17 protein-coding genes are annotated in these 16911 nt (G+C 34.5%); 10 read left to right on the top strand and 7 right to left on the bottom strand.

Translation table 11 applies throughout. The features are described from left to right. Positions 1 to 542 (bottom strand): collagen-like repeat preface domain-containing protein (locus AC0IXC_RS15500; RefSeq protein WP_471653029.1); only part of this gene is annotated, 542 nt, incomplete at its 3' end. A 309-nt stretch (positions 543 to 851) separates the two neighbouring features. Next, positions 852 to 2102, bottom strand: coding sequence for an ATP-binding protein (locus tag AC0IXC_RS15495; RefSeq protein WP_002030719.1), 1251 nt, complete (start codon positions 2100 to 2102; stop codon positions 852 to 854). Positions 2103 to 2262: 160 nt separating this feature from the next. Here AC0IXC_RS15495 and AC0IXC_RS15490 point away from each other — a divergent pair, with 160 nt between their 5' ends. Next, positions 2263 to 3108 (top strand): DUF72 domain-containing protein, encoded by an 846-nt coding sequence (locus tag AC0IXC_RS15490; protein ID WP_113770088.1) that lies wholly within the window; start codon positions 2263 to 2265, stop codon positions 3106 to 3108. 368 nt (positions 3109 to 3476) lie between these two features. On the opposite strand, the gene AC0IXC_RS15485 is transcribed toward AC0IXC_RS15490, so the two are convergent. From AC0IXC_RS15485 to deoD, 4 genes are all read right to left on the bottom strand, one after another. Beyond that, positions 3477 to 3671 (bottom strand): DUF3924 family protein, encoded by a 195-nt coding sequence (locus tag AC0IXC_RS15485; RefSeq protein ID WP_002011737.1) that lies wholly within the window; start codon positions 3669 to 3671, stop codon positions 3477 to 3479. A 125-nt stretch (positions 3672 to 3796) separates the two neighbouring features. After that, the gene (locus AC0IXC_RS15480; protein WP_000806230.1) at positions 3797 to 4327 is read right to left on the bottom strand and encodes a tyrosine-type recombinase/integrase; all 531 of its coding nucleotides are present in this window, start codon (positions 4325 to 4327) and stop codon (positions 3797 to 3799) included. A 107-nt stretch (positions 4328 to 4434) separates the two neighbouring features. Further along, on the bottom strand, positions 4435 to 6246 hold the full coding sequence (locus AC0IXC_RS15475) for a sensor histidine kinase (RefSeq protein ID WP_002030723.1): 1812 nt from the start codon (positions 6244 to 6246) through the stop codon (positions 4435 to 4437). 201 nt (positions 6247 to 6447) lie between these two features. After that, positions 6448 to 7155 carry a purine-nucleoside phosphorylase gene (gene deoD / locus AC0IXC_RS15470; protein WP_000110704.1) on the bottom strand — a complete coding sequence of 236 codons (708 nt, stop codon included), beginning with the start codon at positions 7153 to 7155 and terminating at the stop codon, positions 6448 to 6450. Positions 7156 to 7328: 173 nt separating this feature from the next. Here deoD and AC0IXC_RS15465 point away from each other — a divergent pair, with 173 nt between their 5' ends. Beyond that, positions 7329 to 8123 (top strand): hypothetical protein, encoded by a 795-nt coding sequence (locus AC0IXC_RS15465; RefSeq protein ID WP_044438004.1) that lies wholly within the window; start codon positions 7329 to 7331, stop codon positions 8121 to 8123. Between the two features lie 4 nt (positions 8124 to 8127). Here AC0IXC_RS15465 and mprF read toward each other — a convergent pair whose 3' ends face one another. After that, positions 8128 to 10713 carry a bifunctional lysylphosphatidylglycerol flippase/synthetase MprF gene (gene mprF, locus AC0IXC_RS15460; RefSeq protein ID WP_002030726.1) on the bottom strand — a complete coding sequence of 862 codons (2586 nt, stop codon included), beginning with the start codon at positions 10711 to 10713 and terminating at the stop codon, positions 8128 to 8130. Between the two features lie 186 nt (positions 10714 to 10899). Between mprF and AC0IXC_RS15455 the strand changes: the two genes are divergently transcribed. The 8 genes from AC0IXC_RS15455 (at position 10900) to resA (ending at position 16810) form a co-directional block, all read left to right on the top strand. Beyond that, positions 10900 to 11289 carry a hypothetical protein gene (locus tag AC0IXC_RS15455; RefSeq protein WP_002030727.1) on the top strand — a complete coding sequence of 130 codons (390 nt, stop codon included), beginning with the start codon at positions 10900 to 10902 and terminating at the stop codon, positions 11287 to 11289. A 22-nt stretch (positions 11290 to 11311) separates the two neighbouring features. Next, positions 11312 to 11803: a YpuI family protein gene (locus AC0IXC_RS15450; protein ID WP_002086668.1), complete on the top strand. Its 492-nt coding sequence runs from the start codon at positions 11312 to 11314 to the stop codon at positions 11801 to 11803. 106 nt (positions 11804 to 11909) lie between these two features. Then, positions 11910 to 12824 carry a superoxide dismutase gene (locus AC0IXC_RS15445; protein WP_002030730.1) on the top strand — a complete coding sequence of 305 codons (915 nt, stop codon included), beginning with the start codon at positions 11910 to 11912 and terminating at the stop codon, positions 12822 to 12824. 112 nt (positions 12825 to 12936) lie between these two features. Then, the gene (locus tag AC0IXC_RS15440; RefSeq protein WP_002086664.1) at positions 12937 to 14061 is read left to right on the top strand and encodes a D-alanyl-D-alanine carboxypeptidase family protein; all 1125 of its coding nucleotides are present in this window, start codon (positions 12937 to 12939) and stop codon (positions 14059 to 14061) included. Then, positions 14054 to 14650 (top strand): spore maturation protein SpmA, encoded by a 597-nt coding sequence (spmA, locus tag AC0IXC_RS15435; RefSeq protein WP_002086662.1) that lies wholly within the window; start codon positions 14054 to 14056, stop codon positions 14648 to 14650. The genes AC0IXC_RS15440 and spmA overlap by 8 nt, the downstream gene beginning before the upstream one ends. Further along, entirely contained in the window at positions 14647 to 15177 is a 531-nt protein-coding gene (gene spmB, locus AC0IXC_RS15430; RefSeq protein WP_113770085.1) for a spore maturation protein SpmB, read from the top strand. Before spmA ends, spmB begins: the two co-directional genes overlap by 4 nt. Positions 15178 to 15465: 288 nt before the next feature. Beyond that, positions 15466 to 16194, top strand: a complete 729-nt coding sequence (gene rluB / locus AC0IXC_RS15425; RefSeq protein WP_002011753.1) for a 23S rRNA pseudouridine(2605) synthase RluB — start codon at positions 15466 to 15468, stop codon at positions 16192 to 16194. A 94-nt stretch (positions 16195 to 16288) separates the two neighbouring features. Beyond that, the gene (gene resA / locus AC0IXC_RS15420; protein WP_002141016.1) at positions 16289 to 16810 is read left to right on the top strand and encodes a thiol-disulfide oxidoreductase ResA; all 522 of its coding nucleotides are present in this window, start codon (positions 16289 to 16291) and stop codon (positions 16808 to 16810) included. Positions 16811 to 16911 lie beyond the last annotated feature (101 nt).

Raw genomic sequence — 16911 nt, 5'->3', positions numbered from 1 at the left:
TGAGGTCCAGTAGCGCCGGTAGCGCCAGTAACGCCACGAAGTCCTTGAGGTCCAGTAGCGCCGGTAGCACCAGTAGCACCTCCACCAAGGCAACCAGAGCCATATTTAACTAAAATGGTTTGGATTTCTATAATCAGCTTAATAAGTTTGTCTATAGTACAGCAATTAACTTTAAATAACTTAGCGATATACAGTAAAAAATTAAGCAGGCTTTGCAGTTCAACGTATAATGCTCCGCACGAGAAAGGTTTTGTTTTTAGAATAGTTAATAGGTGAGTAATAATAGAAGTTCCGATTTTTTCTTGTGCAGGTGATAAGTCTAAACATTTGAGGGATTTTTCTAGATTATCTAGGGTAGCTATAAGTTTATCAATATTACTTTGAGAAGGATTTTGGAATATATCTTTAATATTTTGTCCAAGAGCTTGAAGGATTTTAATAAATTCTTTAAGTTCAGATTTAGAGATGTTAATAAAACTACAAGCCCGGACTTCGCAACAATCGTTACCGAAGAATACTTTCCCTCTATTTTTATTGTTCATCTTTTCATTCCTTTCTTTTATAGAATAAATAGTCTCAATATAATAAAATGAAAATAAAACTAAATTCGTGATGGACAAACTACTATTTCAAAAAAAATAAGGGTTTTACCTACTTAGTAAGGGGAATTAAAGAGATTGAAAGATTTCTATCTAGCAAAAGGCTGATTAGTTAGGGTTAATAAGCAGTAGGAGATGCAAAAAACGCTGATTAAAGTTTCATTTTGTATAGTTTTTTAGGAAAATGATGAGTTAAACAAAAACAGTGGGGGCAGTTAAAAACTGCCCCCACTGTTTTTGTTTATCGACACTTTAACTATCTCTTTTGGGCAACGATGGGATAGATATTGTAAAAGTTGTCCCACTGTGATTACTAGTAACTTTTAATGTACCGTTATGATTTTGAATAATTTTCTTCGTTACTGACAAGCCCAGTCCTGTTCCTGAATCTTTTGTTGAGAAGAATGGATCAAAGATATATTCTTGAATAGCTGGAGGAACCCCAGTTCCGTTATCTGTGAAAGTAATCCGAACAAAGTTATCTAGGCGATAACTAGAGATTTGAATGGAAAGAGGTCTTTCGCCTCGAGCATCGATAGCATTTTGAAATAAATTTAAAAAAACTTGCACAAGTTCATGACGATCGATATTGACAAGTACACCATCTAATTCCGTAGAAAATTCATAGTCAATAGAAATATTGTGTAAAAAAACTTCACTAGCAAGTAGTTGTTGAATATATTCGCGTAAAAACGTATTGATGGGAAAAGGTTCTCTAGTAAATTCACGTGTTTTTGAAATGGCTAAAAATTTTGTGATAATACTATTTGCACGATCTAGTTCAGGAATGAGTAGACTTTTAAACAATTCTTTATTGGATGGAGAAACGTTATCTTGTAGAAATTGCAAGTATCCACGTACCGTTGTAAGGGGATTTCGTACTTCATGAGCAATCCCAGCTGCGATTCGTCCTGCTAATGAAAATTTTTCTGCATCACGTTCTGTGTTTAAATAATGGAAGACACTAATAACTCTAAAAATCTCTCCGTTATAATCCCGAATAATTCGATTGTTTAAAATACCATAGTTTTTGTCTAACACTTCTTCATTATATATTTCTGTTCCTGTTCTTAATGTTTCAATCGCTTTAATTTGTTCTTCTGGCAAGTTTAGTAATTGTTGAATTGGCTTTCCAATTATATCATTTCGTACTACACCAAAATCATCTGCTGCAGCTTGATTACATAAAGTTATATTTCCTTTACTATCAACAAAGGTGACATGATGTGAAAAAGCATCAAAAATATGAACAAAGTATGTTTCAAGTTGTTCAAATAAAAATAATGAATCGCAAGTAAGTTGAAAATCAGCCTTTTTATTCTCTTTTTGTATGTTTTGAATGGAATGAGTCGTTCTCGTTTTCTTTATTTGTAAACCAATATGTGGATTTTTGTATGTGAAATGATGTGGTAATTGATTCACAAGCTCTTCATATAACCGCACTTTATTTTCTAGTTCTTCTATTCGTTTTTCATGAGATACAATATCATCGTTTGGAAGCATAAATAAATAACCCCTCAATTTAAAAATTCTTCCATTTAGTATATCATATTTTTATACGGATACTCTTAAAGAAGGGGCTACTTAATGAAATTGATTAGCTGAAATGTCCGGGAAGTGAGTAGAATGGATAGAAGGTGAAGTTAAAAAGGGAGGGATATATTTGCTTTTCATTGGAGTGACAGGGTGGGGAGATCATGATTCTTTATATATAAATCCCTATGAAAATAGAAATAAATTGCGAACTTATAGTGAACATTTTCCCATTGTGGAAGTAGATAGTTCATTTTATGCGATACAACCTTCGCGGAATTATACAAAATGGACGATGGAAACGCCGAAAGATTTTTCTTTTATAGTAAAAGCCTATCAAGGAATGACAGGACATATGAAAGGGGAAATCCCTTTTTCTACGTTCGATGAGATGTTTGATGTGTATAAACAATCCATTCTTCCTTTAATAGAAGCAAATAAATTAAAAATGATTTTATTTCAATATCCACCATGGTTTGATTGTAAAGTGAAAAATGTAGATTTACTTCGATACACGAAAGAAAAAATGGAAGATTTACCATGTGCAATAGAATTTCGAAATCAAACATGGTTTTATCCAGAAATGAGAGATAAGACGTTACAGTTTTTAGAAAAAGAAAACTGGATTCATACAATTTGCGATGAGCCTCAGGCTGGAATAGGATCAGTACCGCTTATATTAGAGGCAACAAACTCGGACATGGCGTTAATACGTTTTCATGGCCGAAATGTTCATGGTTGGCTGGATAAAGGAGAAAATTGGAGAGCGGTTCGCTGTTTATATCGTTATAATAGTAAAGAATTGGCGGAATGGGTAGAACGATTAGAGCGATTGAAAAAGAAGACGAAGGATATATTTGTATTGTTTAATAATAATTCGGGCGGAGATGCAGCGGATAATGCGAAACAGCTTATGAAAATGATGAACATTACATATGGTGAGCTGAAGCCTGAGCAATTAAATTTGTTTGAATGATGATAAACAAGAAAGGCACTGTACAAACAGGGGGAATGTACAGTGCCTTTCTATATGAAAAAGAGGGGTAACAATGTTACTGAGCGTTTGGTTGATTCATCAATTGTTGGCTTCATAATAAATGATAATGGTTATCATTATCATTGTCAATGGTTTTTCGGAAAATAAGTAAAAAACTTTTTATCCCGCTATTTGCGGCAGTAAAACTCCTACCTCAAAATTCGGCTGGAGCAAAGAAGTTAGGTGGGAGCCCTGCTGCCCGTAAACGCCCGATTGGTGAAGGCTAATAATCAGTGGGGGATGAACAAAACCCCCACTGATTAAAGTTTCACTTTATATTTTAAATAGTAATAAAAAAAGAACAGCAATTACTGCTGTTCTTTTCCATTGATGATTTGTTGTAAATCAAAAGGAGTTATCGCTTGGATAAATTCCTTTGAGATAAGTGTTTGAACGAGAGTGCTTTCAGAAATTGTAGCACCTGTTTTCTTTTCATAAGATTTCTTTAATAAATCAAGTTTTTCAGCCGTTTCTTTCGGTAATTCAATTGTTAATGTGTTCATAATTTCTCCCCCTTACTATTAGAGTACCACTACAGTATAGGAGAGACAAGACAAGAAAAGAGAATATGAAACATAAAAAAGGTTACCAAATTTACAAATGGTAACCTTTTTATGTATAAGAGTTATTAAGCAATACCGATATACTTTAAAGTTTTGGATGGAGTACTGTGATCAAAGAAGTGTTGTAAAAATGCAATATCAACACCTGATTTGTATGCACAATAGCCCCAAGTTTTTCGAAGTGTATGTGAGCTAATCCCTTCTAATCCAACTTCTTTTGCAGCTTTGTTTAAAATGTACCATGCATGTTGTCTCGTAATAGACTTTGTTCCTTTTTGAGACTTTAATAATGGTTCATTACGTTTCCAAGTTTTACGTTCTTTCATGTAGTCTTCGATTGCGTGCTGTAAGTCTTCATTTACAGCAAACCATTTATGTTTCTTTACTTTTTCATTGTAAAATAAAATGGAATGGCGAACATTTTCGTCTTCATCGATTACATCACTAACTTTTAATTGTAAGATTTCACTTACTTTTAAGCCAGAATTTACAGCTAATACGAATAATAAGCCATCACGTTTCGAAGATTGTAAAAGTATATTTTTGATAGTTTCTAATTGTTTTTCATTTTGAATAGGTTGTCCTGCTTGTTTCATTTCACGCACTCTCCTCTTTTATATGTGTAAAGGAAAGGATTAACTTGTTTCTTACTATAAAGGGAGAGTGTGAATTTCATGTGAACTCCTAGTGAAATTAAGACAAATTATTTGACTTCTTTTACTTTTTGTAAATTAAAATAAAATACAACGCTATTAGTGGTATTATACACGCCGTATTCAGCGTGATGGAGATCTAAAATGTTTTTCACAATGGATAACCCAAGGCCAGTACCTCCAGTATGACGGCTACGAGAAGCGTCTAAACGGTAGAAGCGATCCCAAATTTTTTCAAGGCTTTCTTCTGGAATAGGATTACCTGTGTTTTCAATTTTGATTTTCACTGTATCTTCCGTTTCTATAACAGAGACGTGTATTTTTTCACCATCTGGAGTATATCGAATTGCATTGCTAAGTAAGTTTACAACGACTTGCTCAATACGGCTACGATTTGCTTTAACAAATAGAGAAGAGTCAGCATGGATGTCTACTTGTAAATGTTTTTCCTCCATGCTAAATAATAATTTTGTATAGACTTGTTGAATTAATTCACCGATCGAGAATGTCGACATTTCTAGTTTGTACGTACCTGATTCTAGTTTTGCTAATTCTAACATTTCAACAATGAGCCTGTTCATATTATCTGTCTCTTCCAAAATAACATTTGTATAATATGTCGTATCTTTACTTACGCCATCTTGAATACCTTCAGCGAAGCTACGAATAACACTAAGTGGTGTTTTTAATTCATGAGATACACCAGAAATGAATTCTTTTCTCGTTTTTTCCAATTGACGTTCGCGTTCAATATCTTGTTGTAATTTTGTATTGGCAACATTTAATCGGTCGATTCGATCTTTTAAATTTACAGAGAGTGTATTAATACCACTTGATAACCCGCCAATTTCATCGTCTGCCGTAACAGGTAACTTCTCGCTAAAATCAAAGTTTGCCATTTTTTTTGTAACACGATTTATCTTAATTAATGGTTTAACAATGATTTTTGAGTAGTAGAAGGATAACAAAATAATAACGAGAAACACGATAATTAAGGCATAGACATAATAATCTTTTAAAACGAGCATCGCTTCATTAACAGGTTGTAAAGATGCTATCACAAAAGCGTAATCCTTAATTTTTCCGTTTTCCATAATAGGCTTTACAAAGACACTGTTTTTTATATTTTCCCCACTATCTAAAATATACGTGTTTAATTGATTTGAATTAGAAGTACCTTGTCTAATAGTACTTGCAAAATATTCAACAGCTTGTAATGTTTCAAAATCATTTGCAAGGCGAACCTCAGATTTGGAAGGGATATGTAATTTAGATATCACACCGGTAAAACTGATCTGAGACGTAGTTTTATATCGATTTGTGAGTCTATTTTTAGAGGGGTTACCACTAATTGATTGAAAATCAGAATTGCCATTTTCATTTCGCCATCGATTATAATTAGTCGTCAGTTCTAGTGGCGTTATTATATTATCTTGTAAAAATCCCTCTACGTGAATCATGCCCTCTTTTTTTAAGCCTAAATTTTCGAATTTATTATATTCTTCGGGTGTTAAAAGATTATTAAGTGGGATGGAATAGGTTTTATTGTTATTAGGGTTAATTACCTCAATGTAGTAATTGTTTTCACTTTTAATAATGCCGTTAGAATCTAAAAATTGCATTTCAGCATTCGTTTTATCGTGAAATTCTTGTTTTAGCTTTCTGATTTCCTCAAAACTTTTGTCGCTTTTTTCATAATTATCTACGAATTTTTCAAAAGCCGTTTGAACGGTTTTTATTTTTTTATTAATATAAAACTTCTCTAAAAATAGAGATTGTCCAAGGAAAAAAAGGAGAAATATGATTGTAAATAAAGTTGATGTTAATAAAAATAGTTTAAAGACGATGCTTCTGTTCTTCACTGTTTCACCTCGTATGAAAAATACTGTAATACAAATGATTTCTTAATTATAACAAAGGTTACAAAAAAGTAGAGGAGATAAATCTGTCTCTCTCTAAAGTAGTTTTTTATAGAAAGTCACATAAAGAGAAGGTGCAGTGACTATAGAAGTATTTTAGCATAAAAAAGAACTCGCCAGACGTATGACGAGTTCTTTAGTGTACTATTGCTGAATTGCTGCATCTAAAGCGATTTCAATCATTTCGTTAAATGTAGTTTGACGCTCTTCAGATGTAGTTTCTTCACCAGTGAAGATATGGTCGCTTACTGTTAATACAGATAATGCATTTACACCATATTTAGCTGCTAATGTGTAAAGAGCAGTCGTCTCCATCTCTACTGCTAATACACCGTAATCTGCAAGTTTTTTAACCATGTCCATGCTCTCACGATAAAATACATCTGCTGTTAATACGTTACCAACACGAACGTGTAATCCTTTTTCTGTTCCAGCATCGTAGGCTTTCTTTAAAAGATCAAAGTTTGCAGCAGGAGCAAAATCAAAACCCGGGAATGTTAAGCGATTCATATTAGAATCTGTACAAGCCGTCATCGCAATAATAACGTCACGTACCTTAACATCTTTTTGAATTGCACCACATGTCCCAACACGAATTAAATTTTTCACTCCGTAGCTTTGAATTAATTCGTTTACATAAATAGAAATAGAAGGAACACCCATGCCTGTACCTTGAACAGATACACGCTTTCCTTTGTAAGTTCCAGTGAAACCTAACATGCCACGCACGTTATTATAACAAGTAACATCCTCTAAAAATGTTTCAGCAATATATTTTGCACGTAATGGATCACCAGGTAATAGAATAGATTCAGCAATTTCGCCTTGTTTTGCTTCAATATGTACACTCATGAAAAATCCTCCTTATAATGTATTGATAGAAATCAATATCATTTGCATTATACACTACGACTCCTTTCAATTAAAATCTTTTTTATTTGTAATATGTGCAAAAGAGGAGGATTTCATAAATCATAATCTAGAATATATATTTAAGAGGTTTTGCATGGATAAAGAAAATAAAAATGGTAGGTGATATTTTGAAAAATCTTGTCATTGGGCTTATTGCACTAGTACTTATTGTGGCAGGAGGATTTTACATAAAAAAATATCAAGAAACTGTAGAAACGACCGGAGATGTTCAAGAAGTGAAATGGGATGTGAAAAATAAAAAGGGAAATGAAAAAGCCGATATTTCGTTTCAATTGCTAAATAAAATGAATAATGAAGTTCGTGGTGTGAACGATCAAATTCGAGCAGTGATAGTGGATGGGAATTTGAAAAACATACAACAAACGAAGCCTATATTTGCTGGAAATGGATCGTATAAGCTATCTTCAGATGTAGCAAAAGGTGAAGGGTACACGATATTTTTGTATGAAAATGAAAACAAGTCCGTGGAATCATTTGCTAAGAAAGATTTTGGTGAAGAGAAAAAGGAGACAAACAAGGACAAGAATAAAAAGAAGCTACCTGTCGATACTGTACTTACAAAAAATATAGGAGAGCATCAAGTGTCTCTTTTATTTGGTGCATTACATCCGAATGAGGCAACGACATTAACATTTCAGTTTCAAGCGAAAAAGGGAGAAAAGCTGAAATTAAATTCAGGGAGAGGCGAAGTCAACGCGCTATATATCGTTGATGAAACGAGGGGACATTTTTTATATGCCATTCCTGTTGATACGGATGAGCAATTACAATATCGTATTACATTTCCAGAAGAAGGAACATATAAAATATGGGGGGATTTCTATATAAATGGTAAGAAGTATGAAAAGGAGTTTAGTATACAAGTGCAAAAACGAAAAAACAGCTAAGTACTTAGCTGTTTTTTCGTTTTCCTATTAATTTTGTTACAGAGAGCATTGTAATTGGTAAAGAATGATTCTTTCGAAATGCTAAATACTTTCCACTCCATGCAGGTTTGTATTTTTCTTTAAAATGTCGTAAACCGCTGAAGCTATATGTGTAACGAACGTTATTAAATATTGCAGCAGCAACTCGTTCAGACCAGAACGATTGCGTTGATAAACCGACATTTGAGAGTGGTGCCATACCAATATTAAAGGAATGGTATTCATTTTCTTTTGCCCAGTGGAATAAGTGGATAAAAATTGCATCCATAATTCCGCTAGGGGCATCTGGATAATAACGCATTAAATCAACAGATAATATGCCACTTTGATATACTGGCATAAAGGTTGTGAATGCAATGATTTTTCCTTCTGCATCAGATAATGTAGCGATAGGGGCACGACTAATATACTCACGATCGAAGTACCCAAGTGAAAATCCTTTCTCTTTTTTTCCGCCGAGCCAAGCATCAGAAACTTTCTTTAATTCCTCGTATAATTCGTCTGAGAATGGTGGCTGATGAATAGAGAATGTATAACCTTCTCGTTCAAAACGGTTGAAAGTGGCTCGCATACCAGCACGTTTCTTTCCTGTTATTGTAAACGTATTTAAATCAACGACAGCCTCTTCACCAAGTTTAAAGAAGTTGTAGCCAAAATCGTGGTATAAGCTCATCCATTTGCTTTCAATTTGATAGAATACGCAAATATACCCAAATCGATCAGCTTCAGTTAAAAATTCTTGCAACACAGTGCGGTAGGAGGATGGATCACCAATTGGATCACCTAGTACAACAAGACGCTTTCCAGTAATTGAAAAGAGAAGAAGTGCTTTTCCGTCACTACTGAAGAAGAACTGTTTATCTCCTAAAAAACCTAAATGACTAAGTACATTCCCGCCATGTTCATCTAAGAAGTTTTCTAACCTTTTATCATTAGCTGGTTGCCCGGGAAATTGACTACGGTAACGATTGGCAATTAGTGAGCCGATAAGTAAAAAAGTAGGAACGAAAAAGGCTGCTGCTAATGCACTTCGTTTAACTTGTGTAATATTTCGAACGACAAAATCAGGTTGGAACGCTTCTTTTGCACCCGCAAATAAAATACCTAAGTTTTTATATAAATATAGCGTAAGTAATAAGAAGATAAATACTTTTACGATATCAGAAAGTGAGACTTCCATTTTCTCGCGTATAAATCTTTTACGAAGCATATACAACACAGCAAGTACGATTAATAAAATAAAGGTTTCTTCAATGTCAATTCCTTTTAGGGTATTAAAGATTGCTGCTCCAATTAAAGAAACAATCGTCATATAGTAAGAACGCTTTGTTCCATAATATATGCCTCGCGAAAGAATCAGGAGGAGAATACCGAATGTTAATGATAAGCTAAAAGAAAATTGAATAAGGTGCTTTGGAGCTAAAATATGTAAGGCGTGAGCTCGATTTATACTAGTCGGTAAAATTGTTGATAGAATAACCATTAAGCCAGCGAATACTGTTAAAGCGGCGGATGCCCATGAACCTAATTTCCCTAAAAAATCACGTTGTAAAGTCCAAATTACACCAGTTGTTTCTAACGCAGGTGCAATAAATGGTTTATCTTCAATTTTTTTTATGGCAGCTCCTGTCATTTCAAAGGCTGCAAAAATGAGACCTAGGCAGAATGGTAAGATGTAATAGACAAGTCGGTATAATAACATAGCAGGTAGTAATACGCCTGTATCAACGCCGTATTGTCCTAGTCCAGTTAAGAAAACAAGGTCAAATGAACCAAGGCCACCAGGAACAAGACTTACGACACCAGCTAAAGCAGCAATTACGTAAACACCTAAAAACTTTTGAAATTCGATATCAATTCCAAACAATATTAAAATGACGTACATAACGATACCGGCAGATACCCACTCGACTAATGAAACTAATGAATATAAAACAGTTGGATTTTTCTCTTCTTCTTCTTCCTCTTGTCCGTCTAGCTGTTTTGTTTTTCTATTTTTAATTTTAGAAAACCCAATATATATAGGAACGAAAAGAGCAAAGAAGATAAGAACAGGCCATAACCACGGTTTTTCGTGCAGAATAAAACTAGTGTCTAATATTCCAATAAGGCCGAGGAATGACAGAATGGCTAATCCGTTAATAAAAGCGGTTGTCATCCAAGCAATACTTTTAATAAGTTTTCCATTATCTTTTATATGCGGACGATATAGCATTGTACGTACACCGGCACCAACAAGACCACCAAAACCGATAAATCCATTTAAAGTGTTGGCAATCCATGAGATGCGGAAGATCTTTTGTACAGGTATATCTGCTTTTAAGTAACGAAGCATAACAAAGTCATAAAAGAACATTGTTGAAACGGCAAATGCACCGAGTGTAATCGCTAAAAATACCCCACCAGTTGGAATGTTTTTAATTGTTTCAATTGCTTCTAAAAAAGAAATGCCTGCTAATTCTTTTTTAGCTTGAAAGAAAACAATTGTTAAGACAACAAATGGGAAGATTATTTTCCCGATTTGTAAGAAACGTTTCCATGAAAACGACATAAATACAACTCTCCTTGTGTAAGAAAACTGAGACAATAATATTATTATGACAAACTTCAAGAAAAATAAAAAGGTAAATTCCTGTATAGGGAAGCTATTTTTTATATAGGTTATATTTAAAAGAATATTTCGTTTATTAGAAAATTGAGTTAAGATAAGGTGAAAGAAGGAAGAGAGGGGAAGTAGATGATTATAATAGGTTATGCAGGATATGAGTTAGAAAAAGCAAAACCGAATACATCAGAAGATTTTTTTAATAGATCTGAAGTAACATATATATTAAATAATCAAGAGAAAACCTTTTCTGTCTTATATGTTCGATATTTTGAAGAAATTTTACAAGAAATTATCCCTTTTGAAGGAAATCCAGTTTATAAAGTAGAAGAACAAGACGTATATTTACGAGATATTGTAGCGATCGCTTGTTTAGTGAAGGATAAAGAGCTACGCGCGCAGAAGCGCTTGTATCTCAATGAAGTAACAGACTTTCAACGATACTTTGATGAGGGAACAGTGGTGAAAGTACAAGAAATATTAGCTGAATTACATAAAAATAAAAGAGTAGAAATAGCGTAAAACGGCAAAGGAGAGAGAAGCCATGTCTAATTTGATGGTTGAAAATCAAACAGAACAAGTTTCTATATTTTTAGAAGATGTAATTTCCTTGATAACTAATTATGTAAATTATCATACGTTACCTTCTTTATTGGAGGAGACACCAACAGGAAACGAGCAATACTATAAAGGGATATTAGCATCAATAAGAAGACTTCTTGTTTTTTGTGAAGAAGGACTTGATGCATGTTTTGTTTTGTTGAATAGCCAACCATTTCGAAAGACCGCAGCTGAAACAGTTTTATATAAGATTTACCATCAAGTAATTGCAGAGTTTTTTTCGCCAAAGAATGATCATTGGTATGAAAATAGTCGTTCTGCTTATACAGGGAAAAATTCTATTGTTTTTCAGCAAATCCCCCCTGGATCTATAGAACGAATGATGAAGGATTTAGAAGGGAAATTTCAATTGATGCGTGAAGAACTAGAATATTATGAGACAGATTACCAAACAAAAATGTTGCACAAATATTAATTAAGGAAAAGAAGCTAAGGATACTTAGCTTCTTTTCCTTTTGTCCAGTTATATAAGGGATTTTAATTGAATATAGTTAAAGTGGATAGCATCAAGGAGGTGTGACATGAGTCAGCAAGGTGTATTTACAGATTACTTTCATGAAGTAGAAAGCTGGTGTGAAAGTGTTCTTCAAGTATTAGATAGCCGTGCAATGGAAGTGTATGATGTCCATATGCTTGCTTATAAAATTCAAACGTTATTAGAGCGTATGAAAGAGCATGAATACGACACAGATGCCGAGTTTATGTATGAAATAAGTGATGATGTAGAACATATTCAACACCATTTACAGGAAGTATTTATGCAAGAAGGAGAGGAATATGAACTATGTGAAAGAGGGGATAGCGAACGAGCTGTTCCGATTGGGGGGCATACCCTTCCGCCATTACCTTATCCATATAATGCGCTAGAACCGTACATTTCACGAGAAATTATGATGTTACACCATGATAAACACCATCGTAGTTACGTGGAAGGATTAAATAAAGCAGAGAAGATGATGGAAGAAGCGAGAAAAACAAATCAATTTGATTTAATTAAGCATTGGGAAAGAGAAGCGGCTTTTCATGGATCAGGTCATTACTTACACACGATATTTTGGAATAACATGAAAAAAGATGGTGGTGGAAGTCCGAGAGGGGCTTTTTCACAACAAATTGAGCAAGATTTCGGAAGTTTTTTACGTTTTCAAAAGCATTTCACGGAAGCCGCTTCTAAAGTGGAAGGTTCAGGATGGGCAATTCTTGTATGGGTACCCCGTTCAGGAAGGTTAGAAATTTTGCAAAGCACGCTTCATCAATTGTTTACACAGTGGGATACGATACCACTCCTTGTACTGGATGTATGGGAACATGCGTATTATTTACAATATCAAAATCGAAAAGATGAATATATTAAAAATTGGTGGAATGTTGTAAATTGGCCAGATGTAGAAAAGAGATTTGAAAGTGCGAAGCAAATTGAATGGACACCGTATTAGACGCATATCTCATGCGTCTTTTTTAGTGGAGGTGGAAGGAAGATTTCGTTCATATTTTAAAAGGCCAAGCATACACTTGTACAAAAAGTGCCAAAAGGACGTGGGGGGAAATATGAGACGAATTTGTATAATAATTACGCTAATTATAATGTACGCAAGCGTTATGCCAATTCCTGCATATGCAAAAATGAACGGTGGTGTTAGTGCTCGTAACGCAGTCTTAATGGAACAACAATCCGGTCGTGTGCTATATGGGAAATTAGAACATGAGCCACAAAAAATTGCTAGTATAACAAAAATTATGACAGCATTGTTAGCTGCTGAATCAGGAAAAATGAAAGAGTTAGTATCGGTTAGTAATGAAGCGGTACGAGTAGAAGGATCGGCAATTTATTTAAAACCTGGACAAAAAGTTAAGTTAGAAGATTTAGTTTACGGATTAATGCTTAGATCTGGTAATGATGCAGCACAAGTAATTGCTGAAAATGTGGGAGGGAGTATAGAAGGATTTGTATATTTAATGAATGAAAAGGCGAAAGAAATCGGAATGAAAGATACGCATTTCTCAAACCCGCATGGCTTGGATGGGGATGGATCACATTATTCGTCGGCTTATGACATGGCATTATTAACGAAATATGCAATGGGGAACGAGACCTTTAAGAAAATTTTTGGAACAAAAACGTATAAATCAGATTCTTGGGATTATCCGTGGAAAAATAAACATAAGCTTGTGACATCTTATTATGAATTTGCAACAGGGGGAAAGACAGGTTTTACGAAGAAAGCAGGACGGACGCTTGTCACAACAGCTTCAAAAGATGGACTAGATTTAATTGTCGTAACTTTGAGTGCTTCTAGTGACTGGGATGATCATATGAATTTGTTTGATAAAGGCTTTGAACGCTATAAGCAAGCGAAAGTTTTAGGACAAGGCGCACTCGCTGAAATAAATGAAAAGAAATATGCCAATCATGTTTATACGAAAAATAGTTTTTCTGTACCTTTAACTGAAGAGGAAAGAAAGAGCGTGTTATTGAAAGTTGAGCTCGATAAAAGTGCAAAACTTACGGATGGAGTAAAGATTGGGAAGACAGAAATTTATGTAGGGAACGAGAAAGTTGGAGAACGAAATTTGTTTTACAGTAAACGAAAGTTAGTAGCTACAACGGGAATGTATTGGAATAACGTGAAAGAAATCTTCTCTTACATGATAGGTGTTGGGATAGATGGTTAATCTCGTATGGGCAGCGATGGCAGTTATAGGGATTGTGTATGCCATGATAAATGGAACGATGGAAGAAGTGACCAAAGCAGTGTTTGAAGGGTCAAAAGATGCTGTAACGATTTGTATTGGACTTATTAGTGTTTTAGTATTTTGGCTCGGTTTAATGAAAATTGCTGAGGAAGCTGGATTGTTAAAGAAGTTAGTATCACTTTTTATGCCGATAGTAAAAAGATTATTTCCAGAAATACCGAAGGATCACCCGTCAATGGGATTCATTTTATCAAATATGATGGCGAACTTTTTTGGGTTAGGTAATGCAGCAACACCTTTAGGTATTAAAGCAATGGAACAACTGAAAGAGTTAAATGGTGGAAAGGATTCAGCAAGTCGTTCTATGGTGACGTTTCTAGCATTAAATACTTCAGCGATTACATTAATTCCGACTACTGTCATTTCGATTCGAATGACTTATGAATCAGCAAACCCTACTGAAATCGTTGGCGTAACATTTATAGCACAAGTGTTATCGATGATTGGAGCGATTTGGATTGACCGCTATTTTTACCGGAGAAGGAGTAGAAAGGGGCGGAAAAAATGAGTATTGTAAATACAATTTCATTATGGGTAATTCCTTGTGTAATTGGTTTTATCCTTTTGTATGGCACGATAAAGAAAGTTCCAACGTACGAATCGTTCGTTGAGGGCGGAAAAGAAGGGATTCAAATTGCGGTTTCCATTTTGCCGTTTATGGTTGGAATGCTTGTATCTATTTCTATTTTCCGGGCATCAGGTGCTTTAGATGCGATGATATCGGTAATGAAGCCGGTGTTAGACTTTATTCATGTACCAGCCGAAATCGTTCCACTTGCACTTATACGTCCGATTTCGGGATCTGCTGGTTTAAGTATTACGACCGACTTAATCGCTACATATGGGCCAGACTCGTTTATTGGTAGGTTAGCTTCAACGATGCAAGGTAGCACAGATACGACTTTTTATATATTAACAGTATACTTTGGGGCTGTCGGTATTAGAAAAATGGGAGATGCATTAAAGGTAGGACTTTTTGCAGATTTAATCGGAATTATTTGTTCAATTGTGTTTGTTTCCCTATTGTTTCGGTAATGCTATTCATTTTTTGCGCTATTTAGCTTATAATACGTATACGACCACTATTAACGTGTAGTTTAATAGTGGTTTTTTTATGCGGTGTTTTTGACAAAATGATGAACTTTTAGCGTGGACAACATGAAAAAGTGTAAACAATAATAAAGGGTGAAAACGTGATATGCCTTTAGACGTTTATCATCATTGCTATGTTGTTAAAGATAGGCGAAGTAAATGGCATAAAGCTTAGGCGGTTGCCAAGTCTTTCTAATGTAAGGTAAGATAAATTTGAGGTGAAAAAAAGAAATGGAACGATTACAAAAAGTGATTGCGCAAGCAGGTATTGCATCGAGAAGAAAGGCTGAGGAATTAATTCAGCAAGGGAAAGTGAAAGTTAATGGGAAAATAGTAAAGGAGTTAGGAACAAAAGTAACTCCTCAAGATAAAGTGGAAGTAAATAACATCCCTCTTGAAAAAGAAGAACCTGTTTATTTTTTACTATATAAACCAACTGGTGTAATTTCAAGTGTATCAGATGATAAAGGAAGAAATGTTGTAACAGACTTTTTCCCTGAAATTAGACAACGTTTATTCCCAATCGGACGCTTAGATTATGATACGTCTGGCGTATTATTGATGACAAATGATGGTGAATTTGCAAATGTATTAATGCATCCGAGATATAAAGTTGAAAAAACGTATGTTGCAAAAATTAAAGGGCCATTAACAGGTGAGAAAATTCGCATGTTAGAACGAGGTGTTGCATTAGAAGATGGGAAAACAGCACCAGCACAAGCGAAAATTATTTCTTGGGACAAGCGTAAAGAGATGGCAATTGTACAATTAACGATTCATGAAGGACGTAATCGTCAAGTACGCCGCATGTTTGAAGCGTTAGATTGTAAAGTAGTGAAACTAAAGCGTGAACGCTACGCCTTTTTAGAAGTAGGTAGCTTGCGACCTGGTGATGCAAGAGAATTGACACCACATGAGGTGAAACAATTACGTGCATTGGCTTCTACAAAGCCGCGCTAATCGATAGTGTGAAACTTTCACCAGTGGAATGCTCCGCTGGTGATTTATTAAAAAATACATATATTCATCACTCGTCGAAGAGAGGGGAGACAATATGAAAAAAAATCGCTTATTATTTCGTGTTATTATTCTACTCATTTTATGCGGTGCTGTAGGATTTACACTTTATCAAGGATTTTTTGCTGATAAAGAGAAAATGCAAATTGGAAAAGAAGCACCTAACTTTGTTGTGACAGATTTAGAAGGAAAGAAAATTGAACTGAAAGATTTAAAGGGAAAAGGTGTATTTTTAAATTTTTGGGGCACTTGGTGTAAACCGTGTGAAAAAGAAATGCCTTATATGAACGAATTATATCCAAAGTATAAAGAAAAAGGCGTTGAAATTATTGCGTTAGATGCAGATGAAACAGATATTGCTGTTAAGAACTTTGTGAAACAATATGATTTGAAATTCCCAGTTGCTATTGATAAAGGAACAAAAATCATAAGCACATATGGGGTAGGACCATTACCGACAAGCTTTTTGATTGATAAAGATGGAATAGTAGTCGAACAAATTATAGGTGAACAAACGAAAGAACAGTTAGAAGGATATTTAAAGAAAATTACTCCGTAATAAAGAAAGCCTTTACATATGAGGTGCATCCTTATAGTGCCTCTGATTTAAAAATTCTGAGTATTGCGGTAACTTGAGGTTAGAATATACAATAGTACATA

This window comes from Bacillus sp. AC266 (assembly GCF_979253805.1).
Note: the sequence above shows the minus strand (reverse complement) of the source record. Positions and strands in the feature narration are given on the sequence as shown.

Coding starts and splice junctions, on each gene's coding strand:
- mprF (WP_002030726.1), bottom strand. CDS start 10,713: ATGTCGTTTTCATGGAAACGTTTCTTACAAATCGGGAAAATAATCTTC.
- deoD (WP_000110704.1), bottom strand. CDS start 7,155: ATGAGTGTACATATTGAAGCAAAACAAGGCGAAATTGCTGAATCTATT.
- AC0IXC_RS15450 (WP_002086668.1), top strand. CDS start 11,312: ATGTCTAATTTGATGGTTGAAAATCAAACAGAACAAGTTTCTATATTT.
- AC0IXC_RS15465 (WP_044438004.1), top strand. CDS start 7,329: ATGGTAGGTGATATTTTGAAAAATCTTGTCATTGGGCTTATTGCACTA.
- rluB (WP_002011753.1), top strand. CDS start 15,466: ATGGAACGATTACAAAAAGTGATTGCGCAAGCAGGTATTGCATCGAGA.
- AC0IXC_RS15485 (WP_002011737.1), bottom strand. CDS start 3,671: ATGAACACATTAACAATTGAATTACCGAAAGAAACGGCTGAAAAACTT.
- AC0IXC_RS15480 (WP_000806230.1), bottom strand. CDS start 4,327: ATGAAACAAGCAGGACAACCTATTCAAAATGAAAAACAATTAGAAACT.
- resA (WP_002141016.1), top strand. CDS start 16,289: ATGAAAAAAAATCGCTTATTATTTCGTGTTATTATTCTACTCATTTTA.
- spmB (WP_113770085.1), top strand. CDS start 14,647: ATGAGTATTGTAAATACAATTTCATTATGGGTAATTCCTTGTGTAATT.
- AC0IXC_RS15495 (WP_002030719.1), bottom strand. CDS start 2,102: ATGCTTCCAAACGATGATATTGTATCTCATGAAAAACGAATAGAAGAA.
- AC0IXC_RS15445 (WP_002030730.1), top strand. CDS start 11,910: ATGAGTCAGCAAGGTGTATTTACAGATTACTTTCATGAAGTAGAAAGC.
- AC0IXC_RS15440 (WP_002086664.1), top strand. CDS start 12,937: ATGAGACGAATTTGTATAATAATTACGCTAATTATAATGTACGCAAGC.
- spmA (WP_002086662.1), top strand. CDS start 14,054: ATGGTTAATCTCGTATGGGCAGCGATGGCAGTTATAGGGATTGTGTAT.
- AC0IXC_RS15455 (WP_002030727.1), top strand. CDS start 10,900: ATGATTATAATAGGTTATGCAGGATATGAGTTAGAAAAAGCAAAACCG.